The following is a 21973-nucleotide window of genomic DNA, read 5'->3' as shown; positions in this document are numbered from 1 at the left end:
CGCGGCCCGGTCTCAGGCGGACAGCGAAAGCTCGTAGCCGAGGTCGGTGGCGGGTGCGGGCTCCGGCGTCGACCAGGCGTGCGCGACGGAGGCCAGCGTCATGTGCCGGTGCCAGCCCGGGAAGGAGCGGCCCTCGAAGTCGCGCAGGCCGACGCGGTCGCCGAGGCTCTCCCCGTCGTGCGCGACCCGCGCGGCGAGTTTCGTCATCCCGAGCAGGGCGCCCGCGCTCGCTCCGGGCACCCTGGCCAGCCACAGTGCGCCCGGCGGGCGGCGGATGTCGTCCCACTCGCCGAGCAGCACGAGCGGCCGGTGGCCGCAGGCCGACCGCCCCGCCCGTACCGGGATCGCGGCCACCAGGGAGGTACGCCGACCCGGCCGGCCGGCCGGGTCGGGCCAGTGCGCCGGGCGGCCCAGGCCGCGCACCGCCTGCAGGAGCCTGCCCGCGGGCAACGGTCCCGCCCCGGCGCCCGGCAGCGCGGGGTCGGCGGCGGTCAGCGGGGTCCGGTCGGTGATCCGGGCCAGGAAGGGCACGTCGGCGCGGACGAGCGTCGCGGTGACGGCTTCGGGCCGCGCGGCGACGTGGTCGAGGACCACCGGCCGCCGGGTGCCCGTCCGCGCGGGCAGGCCGACGGCCAGGGCGACCGCGCACTCGTCGAGGTCCTCGAAGACGGCCGCGGGCGGGATGTCCGCGCGGGCCCGGCGCCGCGCGTCGTCCAGCCAGCTCGCCGGCAGGTGGAGGCGCCAGTCGACGGGAGCGGTGCGGCCCTCGGCGGCGTACCAGAGGCCGAGGGCGAGCTGGCCGTGGATGGAGTGGCCGAGGCCGGGGACGTAGAGGCGGTCCACGCCCACGGAGTGGGTGCCGGCCTTGGGGATCGGCAGGGCCCGCACGGCCCACACATGGTGCGGGACGCGGTCGGTGAGCGTGTCGGCGAGGGCCTCGCGCACCGGGCGCCAGCCCCACGTGGAGCTGGTGATGAAGTGGTGCAGGCTCTGTTCGGTGGCGCCGTCCCCGGCGCCCTGCAAGGAGGCGGACATGTTCCGCACCGACTTGCGTCCTTCGGTGGCGAGCAGTCCGCGCAGGTACAGCTCCGCCTTGGTGCGCTGGTCACGGCGGCGCAGGGAAGCGAAGAGCCTGGTGGACGGTCCGGGGCCGACGGATTCGATCACGACGCTCCTACTCACGGTGAGATCGGGGCGCGGCCGGAGGGCCGCCCTCCTCCACCGTCGGCGCAAGGGCCGCCGAGCGGGAGGGACGCCGACCACCTACTTCGGGTCCCGGCACGTGGTCCCGGCCACCGCGGGCGGCGGTGACCTGCGACGACGTGCTCCGTGCCGCGCGACCTGACACAGTCCGCACGATCCCCGCGGCGTCCTGCCGATGGGCTCTTACGGTGAGGGGATGGATCCCGTTCCACCCCGGCCGCCGTCCAAGGAGCTCACCATGGGCGAGTTGTCGGCCCGCAGTGGCGTGCCGCCGTCGGCGCTGCGCTTCTACGAGTCCGAGGGGCTGATCCACAGCCGTCGTACGAGCGGCAACCAGCGCCGGTACCGCAGGGACACCCTGCGCCGGGTCGCCGTCATCCGGACCGCGCAGGCCGTCGGGCTCTCGCTGACCGCGATCGGGGAGGCGTTCGCGGCGCTGCCCGAGCGGCGCACGCCCACCCGCGCGGACTGGGCTCGGCTCGCCGCGTCGTGGCAGCCCGAACTCGACTCCCGGATCCGTCAACTTCAGGCGCTGCGGCAGAGGTTGACGGAGTGCATCGGGTGCGGCTGCCTCTCTCTCGAACACTGCGCGCTGTCCAACCCGCACGACGTGCTCAGCCGGCAGGGCCCGGGGGCCCGGCGGCTGCCGTGACGGGCCTCAGCCCGCTGCCGCGCGCACCTCGTCGGTGAGGCGGGCCAGGTCCACGGAGTACTCCGTGGCTGCTCGCGCGGACGCCGGGGTGCGTACGGCCGTCACGAACGCGGTGACGGCGGCCGCGCACTGGTCGGCGGCGGGCAGGTCGACGCGGCGCGCGGTCGCGTCCCGCTCCAGCGTCACCTCCGGACGGTGGTCGGCGGGCGGGGTGAACGCCCGGTCCACCCGGACCGTGCCGTGTGCCCCGCGCAGTGTGTAGCGCGACGCGTAGGCGTGGTCCATGCCGAAGGAGAGGTGGGCGCGCACGCCGTCGGCCGGGCGGTGCAGGACCACCGAGCCTTCGACGTCCACGCCGGCCGGGCCGTGCCGCAGGGTGGCCGCGGCCACCTCCAGACCGGTCCCCAGAAAGTACTGGGCCGTCCGGAGGGGGTAGACGCCCACGTCGAGGAGGGCGCCGCCGCCCAGGTCCGGGCGGTGGCGGATGTCCTGCGCGGGGCGTGGGGGGATGGCGAACTCGGCGGACATCCGGCGCAGCGGACCGATGTCGTCCCTGACCAGTTCCCGTACCCGGGCGTGCTGGGGATGGTGGACGAACAGGAAGTTCTCCACCAGCGCCAGCCCTTTCTCCTCGGCCCGGCGCACCGCGGCGCGGGTGAGCTCGCCGCTGGTGGTCAGGGGCTTCTCGGCGAGCACGTGCCGTCCGGTGTCCAGGGCGCGCCCCACCCAGGGGGCGTGCAGCGCGTTCGGCAGCGGGACGTACACGGCGTCCAGTTCCACGGTGGCGAGCAGTCGCTCGTACCCGTCCACCGGGACGCCGCCGAAGCGTGCGGCCGTCGCGCGCGCCGTCTCCGGGCGGCGGCTGGCGACGGCCGCCACCTCGATGTCCGGGTGCTGCGCCAGGGCCGGCAGCATCCGGCGGAGGGCGAACTCGGCGCAGCCCAGTACGCCCAGGCGGACCGGCGCCCGCCCGCTCGGCCCCGTCATGCGACGAAGCCCAGGCAGGTGAGCAGGTTGCGGGCTTCCACATTGAGCAGACCGCCGTACTGGTTGACCTCGGCGAGCCGGCCGCAGGCCGTCCAGTGGAAGCCGTCGACCTCCGTGACGGTCGGGTCGTCGGTGACGTCGACCGCGAGGTAGCGGTTGCGGGCGTGGTGGAAACGGCCGCCCTCCTCGGAGTGGACCACGTCGAACAGCACCCGGTCGCGGGGCGCGTCGAGGACGGTGTCGAGGTAGCGGGGGCGGCGTACGCCCGGCTGGTGCGCGTGGTTCGCGGGGTTGCACTGCACGGTGGGCGCGATCTCCAGGCAGTCCGGTGTGCCGGCCTCGGCCCTGGCTTGGACGAGGACGTGGGCGACACCGTCGACGTGACGGACGAGGAAGGCGATGACACCCTCGCCGCGCGGTGCCAGCATCGGCTGGGACCAGCCGGTCACCTCCCGGTTGCCGGCCCGCACGTCGACGCCGACGATCCGGAAGTACCGGTCGTGGTCGTGGCGCAGTTCGCCGTCGGTCAGCCGCCAGCCCTCGGTCTTGGCGAGGGGCAGGGACCGGCGTTCGGTGCGGTCCGCGGTCTTGTGGTGGGTCAGCCAGTTGAGCAGCTCCGGCAGGGGGCGCGGAGCCGGTCCGCGGAAGCGTCCGGCGCCGGGCAGCAGCGCGGGCGGCAGATGCGACAGGACGGTGCGGGTGTCCATGTTGACCAGGTCGTGGACGGTGAGGAGCCGGCCGATCTGGTCGATGCTGAGCCAGCAGAAGTCCTCGAGCACCGGGATGTCCTCGTCGATCTGCACGATGATGTTCCGGTTGCGTTTGGCGAGGAACCAGGAGCCCTGTTCGCTCTGCAGCGCGTCGGCGAGCGGCCGGCCGCGGCCGCGGGTGATGAACAGCTCCAGGTAGGGCACGGCCCGTCCCCGGTGCACGCGGGTGTAGTTGCTGCGGGTGGCCTGCACGGTGGGGGACAACTGGAGGGTGTTGATGTTGCCCGGTTCCATCTTGGCCTGGAGCAGGCAGTGCGGAACGCCGTGGAACTCCTTGACGAGGATGCCGAGGACCCCGTGTTCCGGCTGGTCGATGACCGGTTGCTGCCAGTGGCTCACCTCGCGCTGGGAGCCGGTGACCTCCAGCCCGTGCACGGTGAAGAAGCCGCCGCTGTCGTGACGCAGATCGCCGGTGACCGGGTCGAGGGACCACCCGTCGAGCCGGTCCAGCGGGGCGGGGGTCACCCGGTACTCGCCCTTCTCGTGCCGTTCCGCGAGCCACCGGTGGAATTCCGCCAGGTCCGTGAACACCGCAGCACACTCCTTGGATGCCGGTCGTGAACCGGTCGCGGTGAGGCCGCCGCGACCGTCCCCGCCAGGCTCGCCCACCGTCCTAGAGACCTGCTGGGGAGGATCTGAGCCGCTCGCGCGGACCTGACGAAGTGCCGGAGCAGCGCTGGACCTCAACCCAACTTGACCTTTTACGTTCATCGCTGTCCACGTCACGTAGGGGAAGGAAAGCCGATGAGCACAGCCGACACGAAGTCATCTCCCCCGGGGTCGAGTCCCGTCATGACGCTCGTCGTCGTGCTGCTGGGTGTACTCGTCGTCCCCATGTCCATCTCCGGGGCCGCGGTGGCGCTCCCCGACATCGGCAAGGACCTGGACACCTCCGGTGCCCCCCTCATGTGGGTGGTGAACGTCTACAACCTGCTGTTCGCGGCGGTCACGCTGGTCGCGGGCTCCCTGTCCGACCTGTTCGGGCGCCGCCGGGTCTTCGTCATCGGTGGCGGCCTGTTCGCCCTGGGGTCCCTGGTCAGCGCGCTGGCGCCGCACATCCTGCTGCTCGACCTGTCCCGCGCGGTCGCGGGTGTCGGCGCGGCCGGCGTACTGGCCAGCTCGGGCGCCATCCTCGCCACCACGTTCGACGGGGCGGCCCGCACCCGGGCGTTCGCCGCGATGGGCACGGTCGTCGGCATCGGCATCGCGTTCGGCCCGACGCTCTCGGGCTGGCTGGTGGGCAGCCTCGGCTGGCGCGCCGGCTTCCTCTTCTACGTGGTGGTCCTGGTCTTCGTGCTGCTCGGCTCGGTCCGGATCGCGGAGTCGCGGGCCGGTGAGCGGCCGCGGGTCGACGTCCCCGGTGTCGTCACGTTCGTCCTGGGGCTCGCCCTCGTGATGATCGGGCTGGTGCAGGGGCCGGAGAGCGGCTGGGGCAACCCGCTGATCGTGGTGGCCCTGCTGCTCGGCGTCGCCCTGCTCGTCGCCTTCGCCCTGGTGGAGCGGCGCAGCGACCACCCGGTCCTCGATCTGACGCTGGTCAGGAACCGCCGGTACACGGCCTGGTGCGTGAGCACCCTGATCACCTCGATCGGCTTCGTCGGCACGCTGACGTTCCTGCCGACCTACTTCCAGGGCGCGAGCGACGCCTCGGCGACCAGCGCCGGCGTGACCATGCTGCTGATGACCGTGCCCGTGCTGATCGCCCCGCAGGTCGGCGGCTGGCTCCTCACCCGGGGCTTCCCGCCGCGCGTCCTGATGACGCTCGCGCTGCTGCTGATCGCGGCGGGCAGCGCGTGGCTGACCGTCCTGAAGCCCGGGATCGGCGCGGGCACCCTGTTCGGGCCGCTGGTCGTGATCGGCATCGGCATGGGCATCTCCTTCGGGATCACCGACGGCCAGGCCATGAGTCAGGTCGAACCCGAGCGGGCCGGCATGGCCGCGGGATTCCTCAACACCATCCGCGGTGGTGCCGAGGCGCTGGTCCTCGCCGTCTTCGGCTCGCTCCTGGTCAGCCTGATCCAGAGCCGGGTCGGCTCGGCCCGCCTGGCCAAGGAGATCTCGTCCGGAAACCTTCCGGACGGGCCCGAGCACGCCGTTCTGGCCGACCACTTCACCAGCGCCTGGCACACCGCCCTGTGGTGGGTGGCCGGGGTCTGCGCCCTGGGCGCGGTCCTGGTGTTCGCCATGCTCGCGGGTTCCTCCGCGCCGCGGGCAAAGGGCTCCGCCCCGCAGCCCGAGCAGAGCCCCGAGGCCGAGAACCAGCACGTCTGAGACCGGCGGGCGGGCCCGGTGCAATCCCCCGACACCGGGCCCGCCCGTCTCCCCTTGCCCCGTCACCAGCCAGCTCGGAGGCCACGCATGTACGTGATAGCCAACCGGATCACCGTCACCGGATCGACGGAGGACTACGAGGACATCTACCGCCGCGGCGGCGAGTTCATGGAGCGCCAGCCCGGTCTGATCCGCCATGAGTTGGTGCGTTCGCTGCGCTCGCCCGACGTCTACTTCAGCCTCGCCTCCTGGACCGACCGCGAGTCGTTCGAGCGGTGCGCGGCGCAGCCCGTCTTCCAGGAGATCTTCGGCGCCACCAAGGGCATGGTCGACATCGACCACCACCGCTGCGCGGTGATCAGCATCGGCGAGGCGTCGTCCACCGCGCGGTGACGCTCGGCGCACACCCCCTCAGCGGGCACACCGCAGGCCCTCCCGGACCTCCCGGACCTCCCGGACCTCCCGACACCTCTTGGAGACCCAGAACCTCATGGTCAAGACAGGCATCTCGTACTCGTCCCTGGCCGCGCGGGACGGCTCGCTCCCCGCGCCGCAGGACGTGGCCCGGCGCGCCGAACAGGCCGGGCTCGACTCGCTGTGGGCCAGCGACCATCTCGCCACGGGCGCGCCGTTCCTGGAGAGCACCGTGGCCCTAGCGGCAGCGGCGGGGGCGACCGATCGACTTGAAGTCGGCTTCGGCGTACTGCAGTTGGCGCTGCGCAGGCTGTCGTGGACGGCCAAGCAGCTCGGCACCCTGCACGCGCTCGCACCCGGGCGGCTGCACCTCGGTGTCGGGCTCGGCGGCGTCCCGGCGCAGGAGTGGCAGGCCGCGGGTGTGCCGGTGGCGGAGCGGGCCCGGCGCACCGACGAGGCGCTTCGGGCCCTGCCCTCGCTGCTCGCGGGGCGCCCGACCGATCTGCCGGACCTGCCCGGGGCGAAGGTGACGCTGGCCCCGGCAGTGCCCACCCCGCCGGTGTGGATCGGCGGCGGTTCGCCCGCCGCGCTGCGCCGCGCCGCGGCACTCGGTGACGGCTGGCTGCCGGCCGCCGTCACCCCGAAGACGGTCGCCGAGGGCCTGGACGTCCTGCGGGAGTTGCGCGCGGCGGCGGGGCGGCCGGTGCCCCGCGTCGCGGTCACCGTGTTCGCATCGCTCGACGGTCATCTCGGCGGGCTCGGGCAGCAGGACCTCGTCGATGTCCTGCACGGGCAGTTCGGGTTTCCCCGCGAACTGGCCGACGCGGTCGCGGTGTCGGGACCGCCGCTGCGGATCGCCGAGCGCATCGACGCGTACGGGCAGGCCGGGGCCGAGCACGTGGTGGTCTGCCCGGTCGGCGGCGTCTGGGAGCAACAGGTGGAGCTGCTCGCCGCCGCGCGGGATCAAACGGGCGGAGCCCGGCCGGGCACCTGACACAATATTCCGGGCTTCATTGCGCCCCGAACGATCCTGCCAGAGGGTGGGGAACTCGCAAGGCAGGATCCGGACTGCCTGAATCGTTCAGGGGAAGCAATGGAATTCCGTGTCTTGGGGCCGATATCCGCCGTGGACGATGGGGTCGAATACCTTCCGACGGCACCGAAGCAACGGCATCTTCTGGCCCTTCTTCTGCTCCATGCGAATCTCCCGGTCTCCACCGAGTTGTGCAGTCAGGAATTATGGGAGAACAGTCCCCCGCCCAGTGCGCTGCCCACACTTCAGACGTACATCCTGCAGATACGACGGTCCCTCGCGCAGGCGCCGTCGGTCGGCTCCTTGAAGCGTGCCCGGCAGCGGCTGGCCACGGGGTCGCGCAGCTACCGCGTCGTCACCGAGCCGGACGCCCTCGATCTCGCCCGCTTCACCCGCCTGTTGCAGGAGGGCCGGGTGGCCCAGCGCAACGGCGACGACCGGGCGGTGTCCCGGATCTTCCGCGGCGCGCTGTCCCTGTGGCGGGGTGAGGCCCTGGCCGACGTCACGCCGGGGCCTCATCTGCGCGAGCGGGTGGACAGCCTGACCGAGACCCGGCTCGGCATGATGGAGCAGTGCTTCGAGGCCGAACTCCGGCTCGGCCTGCATCATCAGCTCCTGAGCGAGCTGGGCGCGCTGTCCGCCCGGCATCCGCTCAACGAGAACCTCACCGCCCAGTACATGCTGGCCCTGTACCGCTCCAGCCGGCAGGTGGAGGCACTGGAGGCCTTCCACCGGTTGCGCCGGGTCCTGGACGAGGAGCTCGGCATCGAACCGTGCCTGCGTGTACGCCTGTTGCACGAGGGGATCCTGACCGGCGACCCGCGCCTGGACACCGACCTGGTCGACGGTCTGCAACCGGGCCGTGAGCGCGTCACCGCCCTGCGCCCGGCCCGCCAGTCCCGGTGAGCGGCCGGTCGCACGGTGGGGCGGTACCGGCCCGGCCGGTACCGCCCCACCGTCGTGCCCGTCGCGCCCCGCTCAGCGGGCCGCCCCGGCCAGCGCTTCGACCACCTGCGCCGGAGCGGGCATCGCGGCGATCTCCCGGGCCAGCGCCTGCGACCGCTCCCGGTACGCCGAGTCACCGAGGATCTTCTCGCAGGCGGCCACCACGGCGTCCTGCGAGTCCTCCCCGTCGGGGACCATCAGCGCGGCGCCGAAGTCGACCAGGCGCCGCGAAGGCGGCACGAGCTTGGGCATGTTGGGGATCAGCAGCTGCGGCACCCCGGCGTTCATGGCGGACAGGGCGGTGCCGCCGCCCGCGTGGTGCACCACCAGGTCGCAGGTCGGCGCGACCACGTCGAGCGGCATCCAGCCCGCCCGTACGTGGGGCAGCCCCTCGGCCAGCTCACCCGCCACCTCGTCGGGCACGGCGACGAGCAGCTCCGTGCCCAGCGCGCCGACCTTGCGGGCCAGTTCGCGTACGTAGTCGAAGTACTGGGTGCGGCTGACGCGGCTGCCCGCGGTCACCAGGACCCTGCGCCGTGAGCCCGGCGTGTACATCCACGGCTCGAGAGTGCGCTGCCCGTTGCCCGGGACGTAGCGCATGGGCTGCGCCGCGGGGGCGTCGCCGGGACGCAGGCTCGGCGGGCAGATGTCGATGTACAGGTCGTGGGCGGGGAGCCGGTCCAGGCCGAGGCCGGCGAGTTCGGGGCCGAGCACGCTCTCGGCGGCGCCGTCCACCTCGGCCGGCTCCCCGGTGTCCCAGGCCTGGCGCACCCAGGGGACGCCGAGCTGCCGGGCGGCCAGTGGCGCGGCGAAGCAGAGCATGCCGCCGACCACGAGGTCGGCCCGCCAGGCGCGGCCGAGCTCGACGAGGGCGGGGAGGCTGTCGGCGGCCATGCGGCCGAATCCGCGGCCGATGAACGCGATGTGCTCCAGCGGGTCCTCGGGCCATTCGAGGGCCCTGCCCTGCCGGTCCGTCGTCATGAAGTCGCGGATGGAACGGCCGGTGACCGGGACCCCGGGCAGTCCCGCCCCGGCGACGACCGGCATCATCTCCTCGGTCGACGCCATGAAGGCCTGGTGCCCCGCGTTCCGTGCGGCCGTGGCGAGCGGTGCCAGGCCGAAAATGGTTGCCGGGCTTCCCCCGGCCAGAAAGAGAATGCGCATGGCGTCACCGTAGGAATGCAACCTAGGGAATACCCAGGGAACCTCTGGAGAGCCGGCGACGGCTTCTTCTGGCGGGGCGCTAAGTCTTCTCCAGGTGCCCGCAAGGCCCTTGCGGCATTGTTGACTTCACCGCTGCCCCACCTATTGAGTGAGAGGTCGCAATGAAAGCACTCGTTCTGTCGGGCGGAATGGGAACCCGGCTCCGTCCCCTTACCCACTCGATGGCCAAGCAGTTGGTCCCGGTGGCCAACAAGCCCGTTCTCGTCCACTGCCTGGAGAACATCCGCGACATCGGAGTGACCGAGGTCGGCGTCGTCGTCGGGGATCACGCCGAGGAGATAGCCGGCGAGATCGGGGACGGCTCGGACCTCGGTCTGCGGATCACCTACCTCCGTCAGGAGGCTCCCCTCGGGCTCGGCCACTGTGTGGTGATCGCCCGGGAGTTCCTCGGCGACGAGGACTTCGTCATGTACCTCGGGGACAACGTGCTCGCCGAGGGCATCACCGAGGCGGCCGACGCCTTCGCCACCCGCCGCCCGGCCGCGCAGGTCGTCGTCACCAAGGTCCTCGACCCGCGCCAGTACGGCGTCGCCGAGGTCGGCGAGGACCAGGTGGTGCGGGCGCTGGTGGAGAAGCCCCGCCGTCCGCGCAGCGATCTCGCCGTCATCGGCGTGTACTTCTTCACCGCGCGCATCCATGACGCGGTGCGTGCCGTTCCTCCCAGCGCCCGGGGCGAGTTGGAGATCACGGATGCCATCCAGCATCTCGTCGACCAGGGCCGCACCGTCACCGCCGTCGAGCACTCCGGGTACTGGCAGGACACCGGCAGGGCGGACGGTCTCCTGGAGTGCAACCGTGTGCTGCTCGACCGCGTGGAGACCGCGGTGCGCGGCCAGGTGGACCAGGACAGCGTCCTGGACGGGCCCGTCGTGGTGGAGCACGGCGCCACGGTGGTGCGCTCGCGCCTCACCGGGCCGCTGGTGGTCGGCTCCGGCGCGGTCGTGCAGGACAGCCGGATCGGCCCGCACACCTCGCTCGGCGCCAACTGCACGGTGAACGGCTCCGACGTCGAGGACTCCATCCTGCTGCGGGGCGCGGTCCTCGACGGGGTCGGGCCGGTGCGTGGCTCGCTGCTCGGCCGCGACTCACAGGTCACCTCGCCGCCCGGCACCCGCGCCCACCAGTTCGTCGTCGGCGACGACTGCCGGGCGGTGGTGGCGTGACCCACCGTGTCCTGGTCACCGGCGGTGCCGGATTCATCGGCTCGCACTTCGTCCGCAGCATGCTGGACGGACGGTACGCGGGCTTCGAGGACGCCGAGATCACCGTCCTCGACCTCCTCACCTACGCGGGCAACCCCGCGAATCTGCCGCTCGACCATCCGCGGCTGACCCTGGTGAAAGGGGACATCTGCGACGAGGAGCTGGTGGCGGGGCTGCTGCCCGGCCACCGGGACGTCGTGCACTTCGCCGCGGAGTCGCACGTCGACCGCTCGCTGCTCGGCCCGCGCGCCTTCGTGCGGACCAACGTGCTCGGCACCCAGACGCTGCTCGACGCCGCGCTGCGGGCCGGCGTGGAGACGTTCGTGCACATCTCGACCGACGAGGTCTACGGGTCGATCGAGACGGGCAGCTGGGACGAGGCGGAGCCGCTGCTGCCCAACTCGCCCTACGCCGCCTCCAAGGCCTCCGCCGACCTGCTGGCCCGCTCCTACTGGCGCACGCACGGCCTGGACGTGCGCATCACCCGCTGTTCCAACAACTACGGTCCGCGCCAGCACCCGGAGAAGCTGATCCCGCTCTTCACCACGAACCTGCTCAGCGGACTGGACGTGCCCCTGTACGGCACGGGCCGGCAGAGCCGGGAGTGGCTGCACGTCGACGACCACTGCCGGGCCGTGCACCTGGTGCTCGCCACCGGCCGGGCCGGCGAGATCTACAACGTGGGCGGCGGCGACGAGCTGACGAACCGTGAGATCACCGGGCTGCTGCTGTCGTTGTGCGGTGCCGACGCCTCCCGGATCCGTCCGGTGGCGGACCGCAAGGGCCACGACCTGCGCTACGCCACGGACGACACGAAGATCCGCACGGAGCTCGGATACCGGCCGCTGACGTCCTTCGCGGCCGGGCTGCGGGAGACCGTCGCCTGGTACCGGGCCCACTCCGAGTGGTGGCGTCCGCTGAAGGGCTGAGCGCGTACACCGACGACGAGCGGGCCGCCCCGGGAATCCGGAGCGGCCCGCTCGTCCGTGACGCCTCGCGGACGTGTCATCCGCAGCCGGGAGCGGCGAAGTTCCGCTCGCCGTGCAGCCACTGCACGGCGTCGTACATCTCGTCGGCCGACAGCGACCCCAGCATCGCGTCGCGTTCCCGCGCGGCCCGCCCCTCGGGGTGGTAGAGGCGCTCCCCCATCTCGCGGGCCACCAGCTGGGCCCGCGCCGTGCGTTCCCGGCGTGCGGCGGCGTACTTCTCCAGGAGCTGAGGCACGTCCTCGCAGGCTGCCCCGCCGAGGAGTTCGCCGAGCACCACGGCGTCCTCCAGCGCCTGGCAGGCGCCCTGGGCGGCGTACTGGAGCATCGGATGGGCGGCGTCGCCGAGCAGGGCGACGCGGGCGTCCGTCCAGGTGGTGACCGGATCCCGGTCGCACAGTACCCAGGTGCGCCAGTCCCGGCCGAGTTCCAGCAGGCCGCGCGCGCACGGGCCGAGGGCGGGGAATTCGCCCAGGACCCGCTCCTCGGGCACCGGCACGCCGGCCACCGCCTCCCGTGCCCCGTCGTCGCGAGTGATCGCCATGTTGAGGAACTCGCCCGCGGCGATGGGGTAATGGACGAAGTGCCACTTCGGCCCCGCCCACAGGGCCACGACGTTGCGGCGCAGCTGCGGCGGCACCGCTTCCATGGGCACGACGGAGCGGTAGATGGTGTGCCCCGACACCCGCGGTTCGCCGTCGTCGAGCAGCTGGGCGCGCACGGCGGAGCGGATGCCGTCCGCTCCGATCAGGGCGCGGCCGGTGACGCGTTCCCCGTCGTCCAGGACGGCTGTGACGCTCCCGGCCTCCTGCTCGTAGCGGACCAGACCGCTGTTCACGCGCAGGTCGACACCGGCCTCGCGGCAGGCGTCGAGCAGCGGACGGTGCAGGTCGACGCGGTGCACGACGGCGTACGGGTTCCGGAACCGCCGGATGTAGGCGCCGGTCAGCGGCATCGAGGCGACCGCGGTGTCCGAGGTGCCGTTCATGAAGCGCAGGGCGTCGACGCGCACCGCGCGGGCCCGCACGGCCGTACCGACGCCGAGCCGGTCCAGGGCGTGGAAGGCGTTGGGCCCGAGTTGGATGCCGGCGCCCAGCTCGCCGTACACGTCGCGGCGTTCGAGCACGGTGACCTTGCGTCCCGGGCGGACGGCGGCGAGGGCGGCGGCGAGTCCTCCGATGCCGCCGCCGACCACGATGAGGTCCTTCACGCGACCCGGCCCCTCTCCTCGTGGGCGAGCCCGACCTCGGTGAGGGACGCGTTGGTGTGACGTCCCTCGGTGACCGCCTCCACGTCGAAGACGTGCACCTCGGCCGGCGGGCAGCCGATGATCTCGGCGGCGCGCGCGGGCAGTTCCTGCTCAGCGGCCCGCGCGGACTCCCACAGGAACAGCGCGCCCCAGCGCGCCGTCGGCGCGTCCGACAGCCACACCTTCAAACGCAGCCCCTCCACCTCCGAGAAGCGGGCGACGGCCTCGTCCCGCAGGAACGGGCGCAGGGACGCCGCGTCGTGATGCGAGGACGCGAGGTCCCACCAGGCGACGACGACCTTCACGAGCGGAACACCTCCTTGATCAGCGCGCCCACGATGCGTGGGCCGTCGCGCGTGAGCAGTGACTCGGGGTGGAACTGCAACGAGGCGAAGCCGGGGCCGCGCAGCGCGTGCACGGCGCCGTCGGCCGGGTCCCGGCAGACCTCGACGGCTCCGACGCCGTCGACCTGGGTCTTGTCGTCGTCGCTGTAGGCGGCGAAGGTGTTGTAGAAGCCGACCAGGGCACTCTCGCCGAACAGGTCGACGCGGCGCTGTTCACCCTGGCTCGGGCGCGCCTTGCGGCGCACGTCGAGGCCCAGGAGGGTGCACAGCACCTGGTGGCTGAGGCAGACACCGAGGAACGGCAGCCTGCGGTCGAGGAGTTCGTGGACGGCCGCGCGCAGGTGCGCGATCTTGGGGTGCGCGGTGTCCGTGGGGTCACCCGGGCCGGGCCCCATGACGACGAGGTCGTGCCCGCCGAGCGTGTACGGCTCGTCGTAGCGGCGCACGATCACGGCCATGCCGAGGGCCTTCAGCTGGAGGGCCAGCATCGCGGTGAAGGTGTCCTCCGCGTCGACCACCAGGGCGGTGCGCCCGGCGAGGTCCCCGGGGGCGCCGTCGTCGCCGGATGCCAGCCAGAAGTCGGACACGGCCGTGTTCCTGCGGGCGAGTTCGGCGCGTACGTCGGGATGGTCGGCGAGGGTGCCGCCCGGCGCGGTCAGCGCGTCGAGCAGTCCCGCCGCCTTCGCCCGGGTCTCGGCGACCTCGGCGGCCGGATCGGAGTGCCGTACGAGGGTGGCGCCGACGCCGATCTCGATACGGCCGTCGGCGCCGAGGCGCGCGGCACGGATGAGGATCGCGGAGTCGAGCGCGGTGCCGCCCGTGGCGTCCCGGCCGATGAGTGCCGCCACCCCCGCGTAGTAGCCGCGGCCGTCGGGCTCGTGGCGGGCGATGACGCGGGCCGCGTTCTCCAGCGGGCTGCCGGTGACGGTCGGAGCGAAGAGTGTCTCGCGCAGGATCTCGGGGGCGGGGCGGGTGCACCTGCCCTCGATGAAGTACTCGGTGTGGGCCAGGCGCGCCATCTCCTTCAGGTGCGGTCCGGTGACCCGGCCGCCCGCCTCGCAGATCCGGCTCATCATCTTGAGTTCCTCGTCGACGACCATGTACAGCTCGTCGGTCTCCTTGGTGTCCCGCAGGAACTCCATGACCTCGTCGAGATCCGGTCCGGTCGGCGGGTAGCGGTAGGTGCCGCTGATGGGGTTCATCACGGCGTGGCCCGCGTCGACGCTGATGTGCCGCTCCGGCGAGGCGCCGACCAGGGTGTGCTCCCCGGTGTGCACGAGGAAGGTCCAGTAGGCGCCGGTCTCCTTGCCCAGCAGGCGGCGGAAGAAGCGGAGGGCGGTGTGTGCGTCGGGGTGGTCGACCCGGGCGACGAAGGACCGTTTGACGACGAAGTTCGCGCCCTGCCCGGTGCCGATCTCCTCGTCGACGATCCGCCGGACCGTGTCCGCGTAGGTGGCGTCGTCGGGTTCGAAGCGGCCGTCGACGAGGGTCGCGGCGGTGTGCGGGACCCGGCCGAGGACGTCGGCGAGCGCGACGCGGGCCTGCTCGCGCACGACCAGGGCGGTGAGCGGGGTGCCGTCGTCGGGTGCCGCGTAGCCGCGTTCGGCGAGCTGGCGGTACGGGACGAGGGCGAGGACGTCGTGGTGGGCGGCGCCGGTGCCCGGTGCGGCCCGCGGCGTGAGTTCCGTCAGGTCGGCCAGCTCGGTCAGGCGCACCACGTGGCCGGCCAGCACCTCCACCACGCCGGGTCCGGTGGCTTCGGGGCGGTGCAGCAGGGCGTACGCGTGTTCGCGCCCGGCCAGGATCCGCGCCAGCAGGTCGTCGGTCATCGGGGTGCCTCCGCCCGTTCGGGCTCCCGTTCCGCGGAGCGCAGTTCGGCGGCGAGCTGTCCGGCGGTGCGCACGACGGCACAGCGCCGGGCCGCGTACCGCAGGGCCATGTGGTGCTCCGCCGCACCGAAGTCGGCGACGGCGTCCGCGGCGAGGAAGGGCTGGACGTCGTGGGAGAACGCCTCGCAGGCCGTCATCAGCACGCCCACGTGTGCGTAGACACCGCAGATCACCAGTTGGTCGCGGCGGTTCAGCCTCATCCAATCCAGCAGGCCGGAGTTGACGAAGGCGCTGTAGCGCCACTTGGTGAAGGTGCGGTCGCCCGGCGCGGGCGCCAGGGCGTCGACCACCTGCCGGTCGGTCTCGGACGGGGTCATGCCCGGGCCCCAGAAGTCCGCGAGCAGGCCCCGCTGTTCCGGGGTCATGCCGCCGGGCTGGGCGGTGTACGCGACGGGCATCCCGGCCTGTGCCGCCGTGCGCCGCAGGAGGGCGGCGTGGGCGACGAGCGGAGTGCCGACCGAGCCGGGAAAGGGGCGCAGGAAGTAGCGCTGCATGTCGTGGACGAGGAGTACCGCTCGGCGCGGATCCGGTGTCCAGGTCGCGGTGTTGGCGGGCAGGTCCGCGGGGCCGGGCAGCCGGTAGGACTCGATGGCGGGTATGCCGGGGGCGGTGGGCGCGTTCACGCGGACACCCCCAGGGTGGCGCCGCCGTCGACGGTGAGTGACTGCAGGGTGATGTGCCGGGCGCGGTCGGACAGCAGGTAGACCACGGCGTCGGCGACGTCGGTGGGGTGGGCTATCCGGCCGAGCGGGATGCCCACCCGGTACTCGGCCGGGGTGCCGTCGAGGGTGCCCGCGCGTCCCGAGGCGTCGTGCCACAGGGAGGCGAGCATCGGGGTCTCGGTGGAGCCGGGCGCCACGACGTTGCACCGGATGCCGTGCCGGGCCACTTCGAGGCCGAGACACTTGGTGAACATGGTCGCGGCGGCCTTGGAGGCGGCGTAGGCCGCCATGCCGGTGCGCGCGGTGCCGGCCGCGTTGGACGCGACCGTGACGATCGCCCCGGTCCTGCGGGCGTCGAGCATGCGGCGCACGACGGCCCGGGAGACGAGGAAGACGCCGGTCGTGTTGACCGCGAAGGTCGCCGCCCAGTCCTCCTGGGTCAGCGTGTGGGCACGGCCGGGTGTGAGCACTCCGGCCGCGTTCACCAGGCTCGCCACCGCGCCGACGCTGTTCTCGACGCTGTCGAGCAGTGCCTCCACGTCCGCTTCCCGGGTGACGTCGGCGGTGAAGGCGTGCACGTCGAGGCCGTCGGCGCGTGCCTTGGCCGCGAGCACGTCGGCTCTGGCGCCGGGCCGGTCGACGGCGGCGACCGTCACACCGCTCTCGCCGAGCACGCGGACGATCGCGCTGCCGATGCCGCCGGCCGCTCCGGTGACCAGGGCCGTGGCCCGGGGCAGATCCGTGTTGGGGTTCAACTCGCCTCCCATGTCGGGGTCGGGGGGGGTCAGCCGCGCCAGGCCGCGGCCACCGTCATGGCCTGTGCCGGGTTGAGCCGCGGGTCGCAGAAGCTGGTGTACTTGCCGGCGTCCCGCTGCTCGGGCGCCTCGCGGGAGAGGCACTCGGCGACGTCGTCGGGGGTGGTCTCCAGGTGCAGTCCCGCGGGTGTGCCGCCGGCCTCGCCGACCACCTCGTAGAAGGACTCGACCTCGTGCACGACCGTCTCCACGAACCGGGTCTTCAGTCCGTCGGGGCCGGCGACGGTGTTGCCGTGCATGGGGTCGCACAGCCACAGGACGGGGTGCCCGGCCCGGCGCACGGCGCGGACGAGGCGGGGCAGTCTGGTGCTGACCGCCGCGGCGCCCATGCGGGCGATGAGGGTGAGCCGGCCGGGGTCGTGGTGCGGGTCGAGCCGGTCGCACAGGTCGAGGAGTTCCTCCGGAGTGATGCCGGGACCGACCTTGCAGGCCACGGGGTTGACGATCGCGGCGTGCAGCGCGACGTGTGCGCCGTCCGGCTGGCGGGTGCGCTCGCCGATCCAGGGCCAGTGGGTGGAGGCGAGGTAGGGCGCGCCGCTGTCGTCCGGGCGCAGTTGCGGGAGTTCGTAGTCGAGGACGAGAGCCTCGTGGCTGGTCCACACCGTGGCGTCCACGCCGTCTCCGGGGGTGGGCCGGTGCCAGCCGAGGTGACGCAGCACGCTGTCCGCTGCGTCGTAGCAGGTCAGCAGTCGGCCGGGGTCGGGGCGGCGGAGGTCGGGGTCGGGTTCGGGGCTGTTGACGAGGTGGCCCCGGTAGACGGGCAGGGTACGTCCCACGACCGTCTCGGTCGGCCGGGAGCGGGGCTTGGCGAACTGGCCGGCCATGCGGCCGACGCGCAGGACGGGCCGGTGGGACAGCGACTTGAGGGTGCCGGCCAGCACGTCGAGGAGGGCCGCCTTGCGGGCGACGTCGCCGCGGCCGGACTCCTCGGGGTCCTCCGCGCAGTCCCCGGCCTGCACCACCTGCACGGCTCCCGAGGCGGCCCGCGCCAGCAGGACCCGCAGCCGGTGGACGTCCGGGGCTCGCACCAGGGCGGGGCGGGCAGCGAGTTCGTCCCGTACGCCGGGCAGCGTTTCGTCGTCCTTCCAGTCGGGCTGCTGGGCCGCGGGCAGTCGACTCAGAAGATCGAGATAGTGGTCCACTGAAACCTCCTCCTGGACGGGTCCGTGAATTCTCCGGCGCCCCAAATGACCACGGAAAGAAATATCCACTGACTCCGTCAAGTCCTCCCAGGAGGCGTCGGGTTGGAGCATCCCCGCATGTCATGGGCGGTGGAATGTCCTGCGGAAATCCACCCGTCGGACCGGAACGGGGTCTGTGGCTCTCCTATAGGAGGGCTCCAGAAGCGCATCAAGAATTCCCGAGGAAATCCCTTTTTCCGAGGCGGGGTGCCGGACGGGCCCGTGCGGCCGCGAGGCAGAGCAGCGCGATCAGCGCACTGATCGTCATCCCCAGGAACAGGGGCAGTGCGGTGTGTTCCCCGCCGAGGCCCATGAGCGGGGCGGCGAGGGCACCGAGCAGGCTCTGCGCGGTGCCGAGCACGGCGGATCCGGTGCCGGTCGCCCCGGGCACCGCGCCGACGGCCAGCGTCGTGCCGTTGGCGAAGACGAGGCCGAGTCCGAGGAAGGCGAGGCCGAGCAGGGCGAACGCGGCGGTCCGCCCGAGGCGGCCGGTGGCGGTGAGGGCGAGCGCGACGGCCGCGGCGGCGGTCAGCGCGACGAGTCCGGCCACCAGCAGCCCCCAGGGCGTGAACCGACCCGCCAGTCGGGCACCGAGCGCACTGGACAGGGTCGCGGTCAGGGCGCCCGCGGCGAAGGCCGCCGAGGCCTGACCGACGCTCAGGCCGAGGACGTTCTGGAACAGGAACGGCGACCCCGCGATGTAGCAGAACAGCGCGGCGCTGCCGAACGCGAAGGCGCCCGTGGAGCCCAGATAGCGGCGGTTGCCCAGCACCGAGCGGACCGACCGGACGACGGCGCCGAGGCCGACCGGGGTGCGCAGCCCGAGCGGCAGGGTCTCGGGTACGACCAGGTACGCGGCCGCGAAGGAGGCCAGGGACGCCGCCGTGAGCACCCAGAACACCGACCGCCACCCGGCCGCCGCGGCCACGGCTCCGCCCGCCAGCGGGGCGACGACGGGTGCCACGCCGCCCAGGGCCATGAGGATGCCGAACAGCCGTGCCGCGCGTACGCCTTGCGCGATGTCGGCGACCACGGCGCGCCCGACGACCAGCCCGGCGGCCCCGGCCGCACCGCTCAGCAGCCGCCACACGATCAGCCACTCCAGGGAGGGGGTGACTGCGCACAGCGCCGTGGTGAGGGTGCAGATCCCGGTGCCGACGAGGATCGGGAGACGTCGTCCGTACCGGTCGGACAGCGGCCCGAAGACGAGCTGGCCCAGGGCGAGTCCGGCCATGAAGGCAGTGAGGGTCAGCTGTACGCCGGAGGCGTCCGTGCCCAGGTCACGCGCCATCCGCGGGAACGCGGGCAGGTACATGTCGGTGGCCAGCGGCATCACGAAGGACAGCAGCGCCAGGACGGCGACCAGCAGTGCGGCCGGGGGCCGGGGCCGCCAGGCGGTAAGGCTGTGGGGCGTGGACACGGGCGTCGGGGACGACCGGGGTGTCGGGGGTGTCGGGGGTGTCGATGGGCTCGGCGGCATACGGGCCTCCGTTGACGGGGGAGCCCCGTACGCCACCGGCACTGGGCTCCGGACGGGTGGGAGGTCCGCGTGGAGCCTGGTGGCGCGGGGAGCCGGTGCCCGGACGCGGTGGCGTGCGTACGGCGCGAGGCTCGACCCCGTGAACGTCTCCAGGCGTCTGCCCGGTGGGCGAGCGACCGGGGCACGCGGCACGGAGTCGGGCGGGCGGCACGAGCCGGCCAGGGGCACCCTGCCGCCGCTCCGTGCGCACGGCCGGGGTGTGCGGGCCGGGCGCCGGGGTGCACATGGGTGACCGCCGGCAGGACCTCAGGGCACGGCGGTCGTCGGACCTCCCTGCGCCAGGTCGAGGACTTCCTGCGCCCAGGCGAGATCGTGGGCGTCGGGGCGGGGCGGGCCGCCCGCGTTCGGGTCTCCGGTCCAGCTCATCCGCACGCCAGGGTGGTGGGCGGACCGGCTGCGGCGCTGCTGCACCGGCTGTCGGCGCAGAAGGCGTGGCGCAGGGCGGCGTGCGGCGGGCCCCGGGTTCGACCCTGTGCCGGGGCGTGGGTGCGCAGTGGCACAGTTCGTGTGCGGGGCCGGTGCGGGCTCGGTCACGGGTGTGTCGGCCGTGTTCGTCACAATTCGACGCGCACGCCGTACCGGGTGACCCAGGCATCGAACTCGATGAGCCGCTCCAGGACCGCGCGGGCGCTCCACGGCCCGCCCATCGCGTAGGCGCCGACGGGCCGGTCGAGCAGCCGCCGCACGGCGTCGGGCGTCACCAGGCGCAGCACCGGGGAGTCCCGGGTGAGCAGGTCCTCGACCATGCCGCGCACCGCGATCTCGTAGGTCTCGTCCTGTGTGGAGGGGTAGGGGTTCTTCTTGCGGTCCAGGACGGAGTCGGGGAGGATCCCGCGCATCGCCGAGCGCAGCAGGCTCTTCTCCCGGCCGTCGTGGTTCTTCATCGCCCAGGGGGTGTTGAAGACGTACTCGACGAGCCGGTGGTCGGTGAACGGGACGCGCACCTCCAGGCTGACGGCCATGCTCATCCGGTCCTTGCGGTCGAGCAGGAAGTTCTCCCAGCGGGTGATGTTGAGGTAGCCCACCTCCCGCATCCTGGCCTCGAGCCCGGTCTCCCCCGCCAGCCGCGGCACTTCGGCGAGGGCCTCCACGTACCGGTGTTTGACGTACGCGTCGAGGCCGAGCCGGTCCCACAGGCCCACGTCGCGCAGCGCGCCGATGCCGCCGGCCTTCTCGAAGGGATGGTGCCAGGGGAAGGTGTCGCCCTCGACGGCCTCCGGGTCGTGGAACCACGTGTAGCCGCCGAAGAGTTCGTCGGCGGCCTCCCCGGACAGGGCGACGGTCATCCGCTCCCTCAGCGCACGGCACAGCAGGTACAGCGAGTACTCCATGTCGCCGGTGGACACCGGCAGGTCCTGGGCCCGCAGCACGTCGGCCCGTACCCGCGGGTCGAGCACGTCCTCGCTGTCGAGTTCCACGACGACGTGCTCGGCGCCGACGTGCCGGGCCACCTCGATCGCGAACGGTGTGTCGGGGTCCTCCCACTGCACGTTCGACTCGAAGCGCTCGTCGTGTCCCGTGAAGTCGACGGAGAAGGCGCGCAGGGGCGTGGGATCGCCCTGCGCGGCGAGCGCCCGGGCGGCGAGTGCGGTCACGGCGCTGGAGTCGAGGCCGCCGGAGAGCAGGGTGCCCACGGTGACGTCGGCGACGAGCTGCCGCTCGACGATGTCCTCCAGGAGTTCGCGCACGTGCCGGATCGTCGTGGGCAGGTCGTCGGTGTGCGGGCGCGCGGTCAGCCGCCAGTACTCGCGCTCGGTGAGGCCGCCGGCGTCGAACCGCACGACCGTCGCCGGACGCACTTCGCGCATGCCCCGGAAGACGGCGTGCCCCGGCGTCTTGACGATGCTGAAGATCTCCCGCAGCCCGTCGGCGTCCACGACCGCCTCGGCCTCCGGGTGGCACAGGATCGCCTTGGGCTCGGACCCGAACAGGATGCCGTCGTCCGTCTCGTAGTAGTAGAGCGGTTTGACGCCCATCCGGTCGCGGACCAGGAGCAGTTGCTCGGTGCGCGGGTCCCACAGCGCGAACGCGTACATGCCGTTGAGCCGGGCGGCGAAGTCCTCACCCCACTCCAGGTAGGCGTGCAACAGCACCTCGGTGTCGCTCACCGTACGGAACCGGTGACCGAGCCGCTCCAACTCGGCGCGCAGCTCGCGGAAGTTGTAGATCTCGCCGGTGTAGGCGACGACCGGAGCGTCGGGTACGTCCGGGACCGCGCTCATCGGCTGTGCACCGCCCTCCAGGTCGATGATGCTGAGCCGTTGGTGGCCGAGGAGCGCGTGTTCGGACGCCCACACCCCGTGCGCGTCGGGGCCCCGGCACTCCAAGGTGCGCGTCATCTCCGACGCAATGTCGGTGTGCCACGTCAGATCGCGCCTGAGACTCACCCATCCCGCGAGACCGCACATCGTCGATCGGTTCCTTTCCTTAGGGTCCACGGGCAGCATGTGCGCGCGACGGGACACGGGACCACCGGTCCGTCCCTACCTCGTCAGGTCCCGGTCGCCGGAGCCACGCGCATGGTGCCTGACCTGACGAAGTGGTGCTCGCGCGGGCGTCCGGCGGCCGCCGGCTGCCTAGGGTTGTCCTTCTGACGACGAGGGAGA

19 protein-coding genes are annotated in these 21973 nt (G+C 72.9%); 7 read left to right on the top strand and 12 right to left on the bottom strand.

Annotated elements, in window-relative coordinates; all coding sequences use genetic code 11:
• Window positions 1-12 precede the first annotated feature (12 nt).
• Window positions 13-1167 (bottom strand): IS701 family transposase, encoded by a 1155-nt coding sequence (locus ACFYZ3_RS08975; RefSeq protein WP_388514922.1) that lies wholly within the window; start codon window positions 1165-1167, stop codon window positions 13-15.
• A 232-nt stretch (window positions 1168-1399) separates the two neighbouring features.
• Between ACFYZ3_RS08975 and soxR the strand changes: the two genes are divergently transcribed.
• On the top strand, window positions 1400-1855 hold the full coding sequence (soxR, locus tag ACFYZ3_RS08970) for a redox-sensitive transcriptional activator SoxR (protein ID WP_388514921.1): 456 nt from the start codon (window positions 1400-1402) through the stop codon (window positions 1853-1855).
• A gap of 6 nt (window positions 1856-1861) precedes the next feature.
• Here the strand turns inward: soxR and ACFYZ3_RS08965 are convergent, their stop codons facing one another.
• Together ACFYZ3_RS08965 and ACFYZ3_RS08960 are read right to left on the bottom strand one after the other, a co-directional pair.
• Window positions 1862-2842: a Gfo/Idh/MocA family protein gene (locus tag ACFYZ3_RS08965; RefSeq protein ID WP_388514919.1), complete on the bottom strand. Its 981-nt coding sequence runs from the start codon at window positions 2840-2842 to the stop codon at window positions 1862-1864.
• Window positions 2839-4143 (bottom strand): NDP-hexose 2,3-dehydratase family protein, encoded by a 1305-nt coding sequence (locus ACFYZ3_RS08960; RefSeq protein ID WP_388514918.1) that lies wholly within the window; start codon window positions 4141-4143, stop codon window positions 2839-2841. The genes ACFYZ3_RS08965 and ACFYZ3_RS08960 overlap by 4 nt, the downstream gene beginning before the upstream one ends.
• 261 nt (window positions 4144-4404) lie before the next feature.
• On the opposite strand from ACFYZ3_RS08960, the gene ACFYZ3_RS08955 reads away from it, so the two are divergent.
• From ACFYZ3_RS08955 to ACFYZ3_RS08940, 4 genes are all read left to right on the top strand, one after another.
• Complete coding sequence (locus tag ACFYZ3_RS08955) at window positions 4405-5883, top strand: MFS transporter (protein WP_388514916.1); 1479 nt, start codon at window positions 4405-4407, stop codon at window positions 5881-5883.
• Window positions 5884-5970: 87 nt separating this feature from the next.
• Window positions 5971-6276, top strand: coding sequence for an antibiotic biosynthesis monooxygenase (locus ACFYZ3_RS08950; protein WP_361015085.1), 306 nt, complete (start codon window positions 5971-5973; stop codon window positions 6274-6276).
• A gap of 97 nt (window positions 6277-6373) precedes the next feature.
• Window positions 6374-7291, top strand: coding sequence for an LLM class flavin-dependent oxidoreductase (locus ACFYZ3_RS08945; RefSeq protein WP_388514915.1), 918 nt, complete (start codon window positions 6374-6376; stop codon window positions 7289-7291).
• Between the two features lie 342 nt (window positions 7292-7633).
• Window positions 7634-8236: an AfsR/SARP family transcriptional regulator gene (locus tag ACFYZ3_RS08940; RefSeq protein WP_388514913.1), complete on the top strand. Its 603-nt coding sequence runs from the start codon at window positions 7634-7636 to the stop codon at window positions 8234-8236.
• A gap of 72 nt (window positions 8237-8308) precedes the next feature.
• Here the strand turns inward: ACFYZ3_RS08940 and ACFYZ3_RS08935 are convergent, their stop codons facing one another.
• On the bottom strand, window positions 8309-9439 hold the full coding sequence (locus tag ACFYZ3_RS08935) for a nucleotide disphospho-sugar-binding domain-containing protein (protein WP_388514911.1): 1131 nt from the start codon (window positions 9437-9439) through the stop codon (window positions 8309-8311).
• Window positions 9440-9600: 161 nt separating this feature from the next.
• Between ACFYZ3_RS08935 and ACFYZ3_RS08930 the strand changes: the two genes are divergently transcribed.
• Together ACFYZ3_RS08930 and rfbB are read left to right on the top strand one after the other, a co-directional pair.
• Entirely contained in the window at window positions 9601-10662 is a 1062-nt protein-coding gene (locus tag ACFYZ3_RS08930) for a glucose-1-phosphate thymidylyltransferase (RefSeq protein ID WP_388514910.1), read from the top strand.
• Window positions 10659-11630 (top strand): dTDP-glucose 4,6-dehydratase, encoded by a 972-nt coding sequence (gene rfbB / locus ACFYZ3_RS08925; RefSeq protein WP_388514908.1) that lies wholly within the window; start codon window positions 10659-10661, stop codon window positions 11628-11630. Before ACFYZ3_RS08930 ends, rfbB begins: the two co-directional genes overlap by 4 nt.
• A 76-nt stretch (window positions 11631-11706) precedes the next feature.
• Here rfbB and ACFYZ3_RS08920 read toward each other — a convergent pair whose 3' ends face one another.
• The 8 genes from ACFYZ3_RS08920 to asnB all read right to left on the bottom strand — a co-directional run bounded on the left by ACFYZ3_RS08920 (window position 11707) and on the right by asnB (window position 21775).
• The gene (locus ACFYZ3_RS08920) at window positions 11707-12897 is read right to left on the bottom strand and encodes an FAD-dependent monooxygenase (protein WP_388514907.1); all 1191 of its coding nucleotides are present in this window, start codon (window positions 12895-12897) and stop codon (window positions 11707-11709) included.
• Entirely contained in the window at window positions 12894-13241 is a 348-nt protein-coding gene (locus tag ACFYZ3_RS08915) for a hypothetical protein (RefSeq protein ID WP_388514906.1), read from the bottom strand. Before ACFYZ3_RS08915 ends, ACFYZ3_RS08920 begins: the two co-directional genes overlap by 4 nt.
• Window positions 13238-15109 (bottom strand): anthranilate synthase family protein, encoded by a 1872-nt coding sequence (locus ACFYZ3_RS08910; protein ID WP_388514905.1) that lies wholly within the window; start codon window positions 15107-15109, stop codon window positions 13238-13240. The genes ACFYZ3_RS08915 and ACFYZ3_RS08910 overlap by 4 nt, the downstream gene beginning before the upstream one ends.
• The gene (locus ACFYZ3_RS08905) at window positions 15106-15792 is read right to left on the bottom strand and encodes an isochorismatase family protein (RefSeq protein ID WP_388514903.1); all 687 of its coding nucleotides are present in this window, start codon (window positions 15790-15792) and stop codon (window positions 15106-15108) included. Before ACFYZ3_RS08905 ends, ACFYZ3_RS08910 begins: the two co-directional genes overlap by 4 nt.
• On the bottom strand, window positions 15789-16568 hold the full coding sequence (locus ACFYZ3_RS08900) for a 2,3-dihydro-2,3-dihydroxybenzoate dehydrogenase (RefSeq protein WP_388515962.1): 780 nt from the start codon (window positions 16566-16568) through the stop codon (window positions 15789-15791). Before ACFYZ3_RS08900 ends, ACFYZ3_RS08905 begins: the two co-directional genes overlap by 4 nt.
• A gap of 47 nt (window positions 16569-16615) precedes the next feature.
• Entirely contained in the window at window positions 16616-17788 is a 1173-nt protein-coding gene (locus ACFYZ3_RS08895; protein ID WP_388514902.1) for a 3-deoxy-7-phosphoheptulonate synthase, read from the bottom strand.
• 208 nt (window positions 17789-17996) lie between these two features.
• Window positions 17997-19247 (bottom strand): multidrug effflux MFS transporter, encoded by a 1251-nt coding sequence (locus tag ACFYZ3_RS08890; RefSeq protein WP_388514901.1) that lies wholly within the window; start codon window positions 19245-19247, stop codon window positions 17997-17999.
• Window positions 19248-19921: 674 nt separating this feature from the next.
• Window positions 19922-21775, bottom strand: coding sequence for an asparagine synthase (glutamine-hydrolyzing) (gene asnB / locus ACFYZ3_RS08885; protein WP_388514900.1), 1854 nt, complete (start codon window positions 21773-21775; stop codon window positions 19922-19924).
• Between the last annotated feature and the right edge of the window lie 198 nt (window positions 21776-21973).

Origin of the sequence: Streptomyces sp. NPDC001599, assembly GCF_042893535.1 — a bacterium.
Lineage (GTDB): Bacteria > Actinomycetota > Actinomycetes > Streptomycetales > Streptomycetaceae > Streptomyces.
The sequence above is the reverse complement of the archived record's forward strand: the minus strand, read 5'-3'. Positions and strand labels throughout refer to the sequence as shown.

Bases quoted from the DNA above. Each gene is read 5' to 3' on its own strand.
- soxR (WP_388514921.1), top strand. From the start codon at position 1,400: ATGGATCCCGTTCCACCCCGGCCGCCGTCCAAGGAGCTCACCATGGGC.
- ACFYZ3_RS08965 (WP_388514919.1), bottom strand. From the start codon at position 2,842: ATGACGGGGCCGAGCGGGCGGGCGCCGGTCCGCCTGGGCGTACTGGGC.
- ACFYZ3_RS08955 (WP_388514916.1), top strand. From the start codon at position 4,405: ATGACGCTCGTCGTCGTGCTGCTGGGTGTACTCGTCGTCCCCATGTCC.
- ACFYZ3_RS08950 (WP_361015085.1), top strand. From the start codon at position 5,971: ATGTACGTGATAGCCAACCGGATCACCGTCACCGGATCGACGGAGGAC.
- ACFYZ3_RS08945 (WP_388514915.1), top strand. From the start codon at position 6,374: ATGGTCAAGACAGGCATCTCGTACTCGTCCCTGGCCGCGCGGGACGGC.
- ACFYZ3_RS08935 (WP_388514911.1), bottom strand. From the start codon at position 9,439: ATGCGCATTCTCTTTCTGGCCGGGGGAAGCCCGGCAACCATTTTCGGC.
- ACFYZ3_RS08930 (WP_388514910.1), top strand. From the start codon at position 9,601: ATGAAAGCACTCGTTCTGTCGGGCGGAATGGGAACCCGGCTCCGTCCC.
- ACFYZ3_RS08910 (WP_388514905.1), bottom strand. From the start codon at position 15,109: ATGACCGACGACCTGCTGGCGCGGATCCTGGCCGGGCGCGAACACGCG.
- asnB (WP_388514900.1), bottom strand. From the start codon at position 21,775: ATGTGCGGTCTCGCGGGATGGGTGAGTCTCAGGCGCGATCTGACGTGG.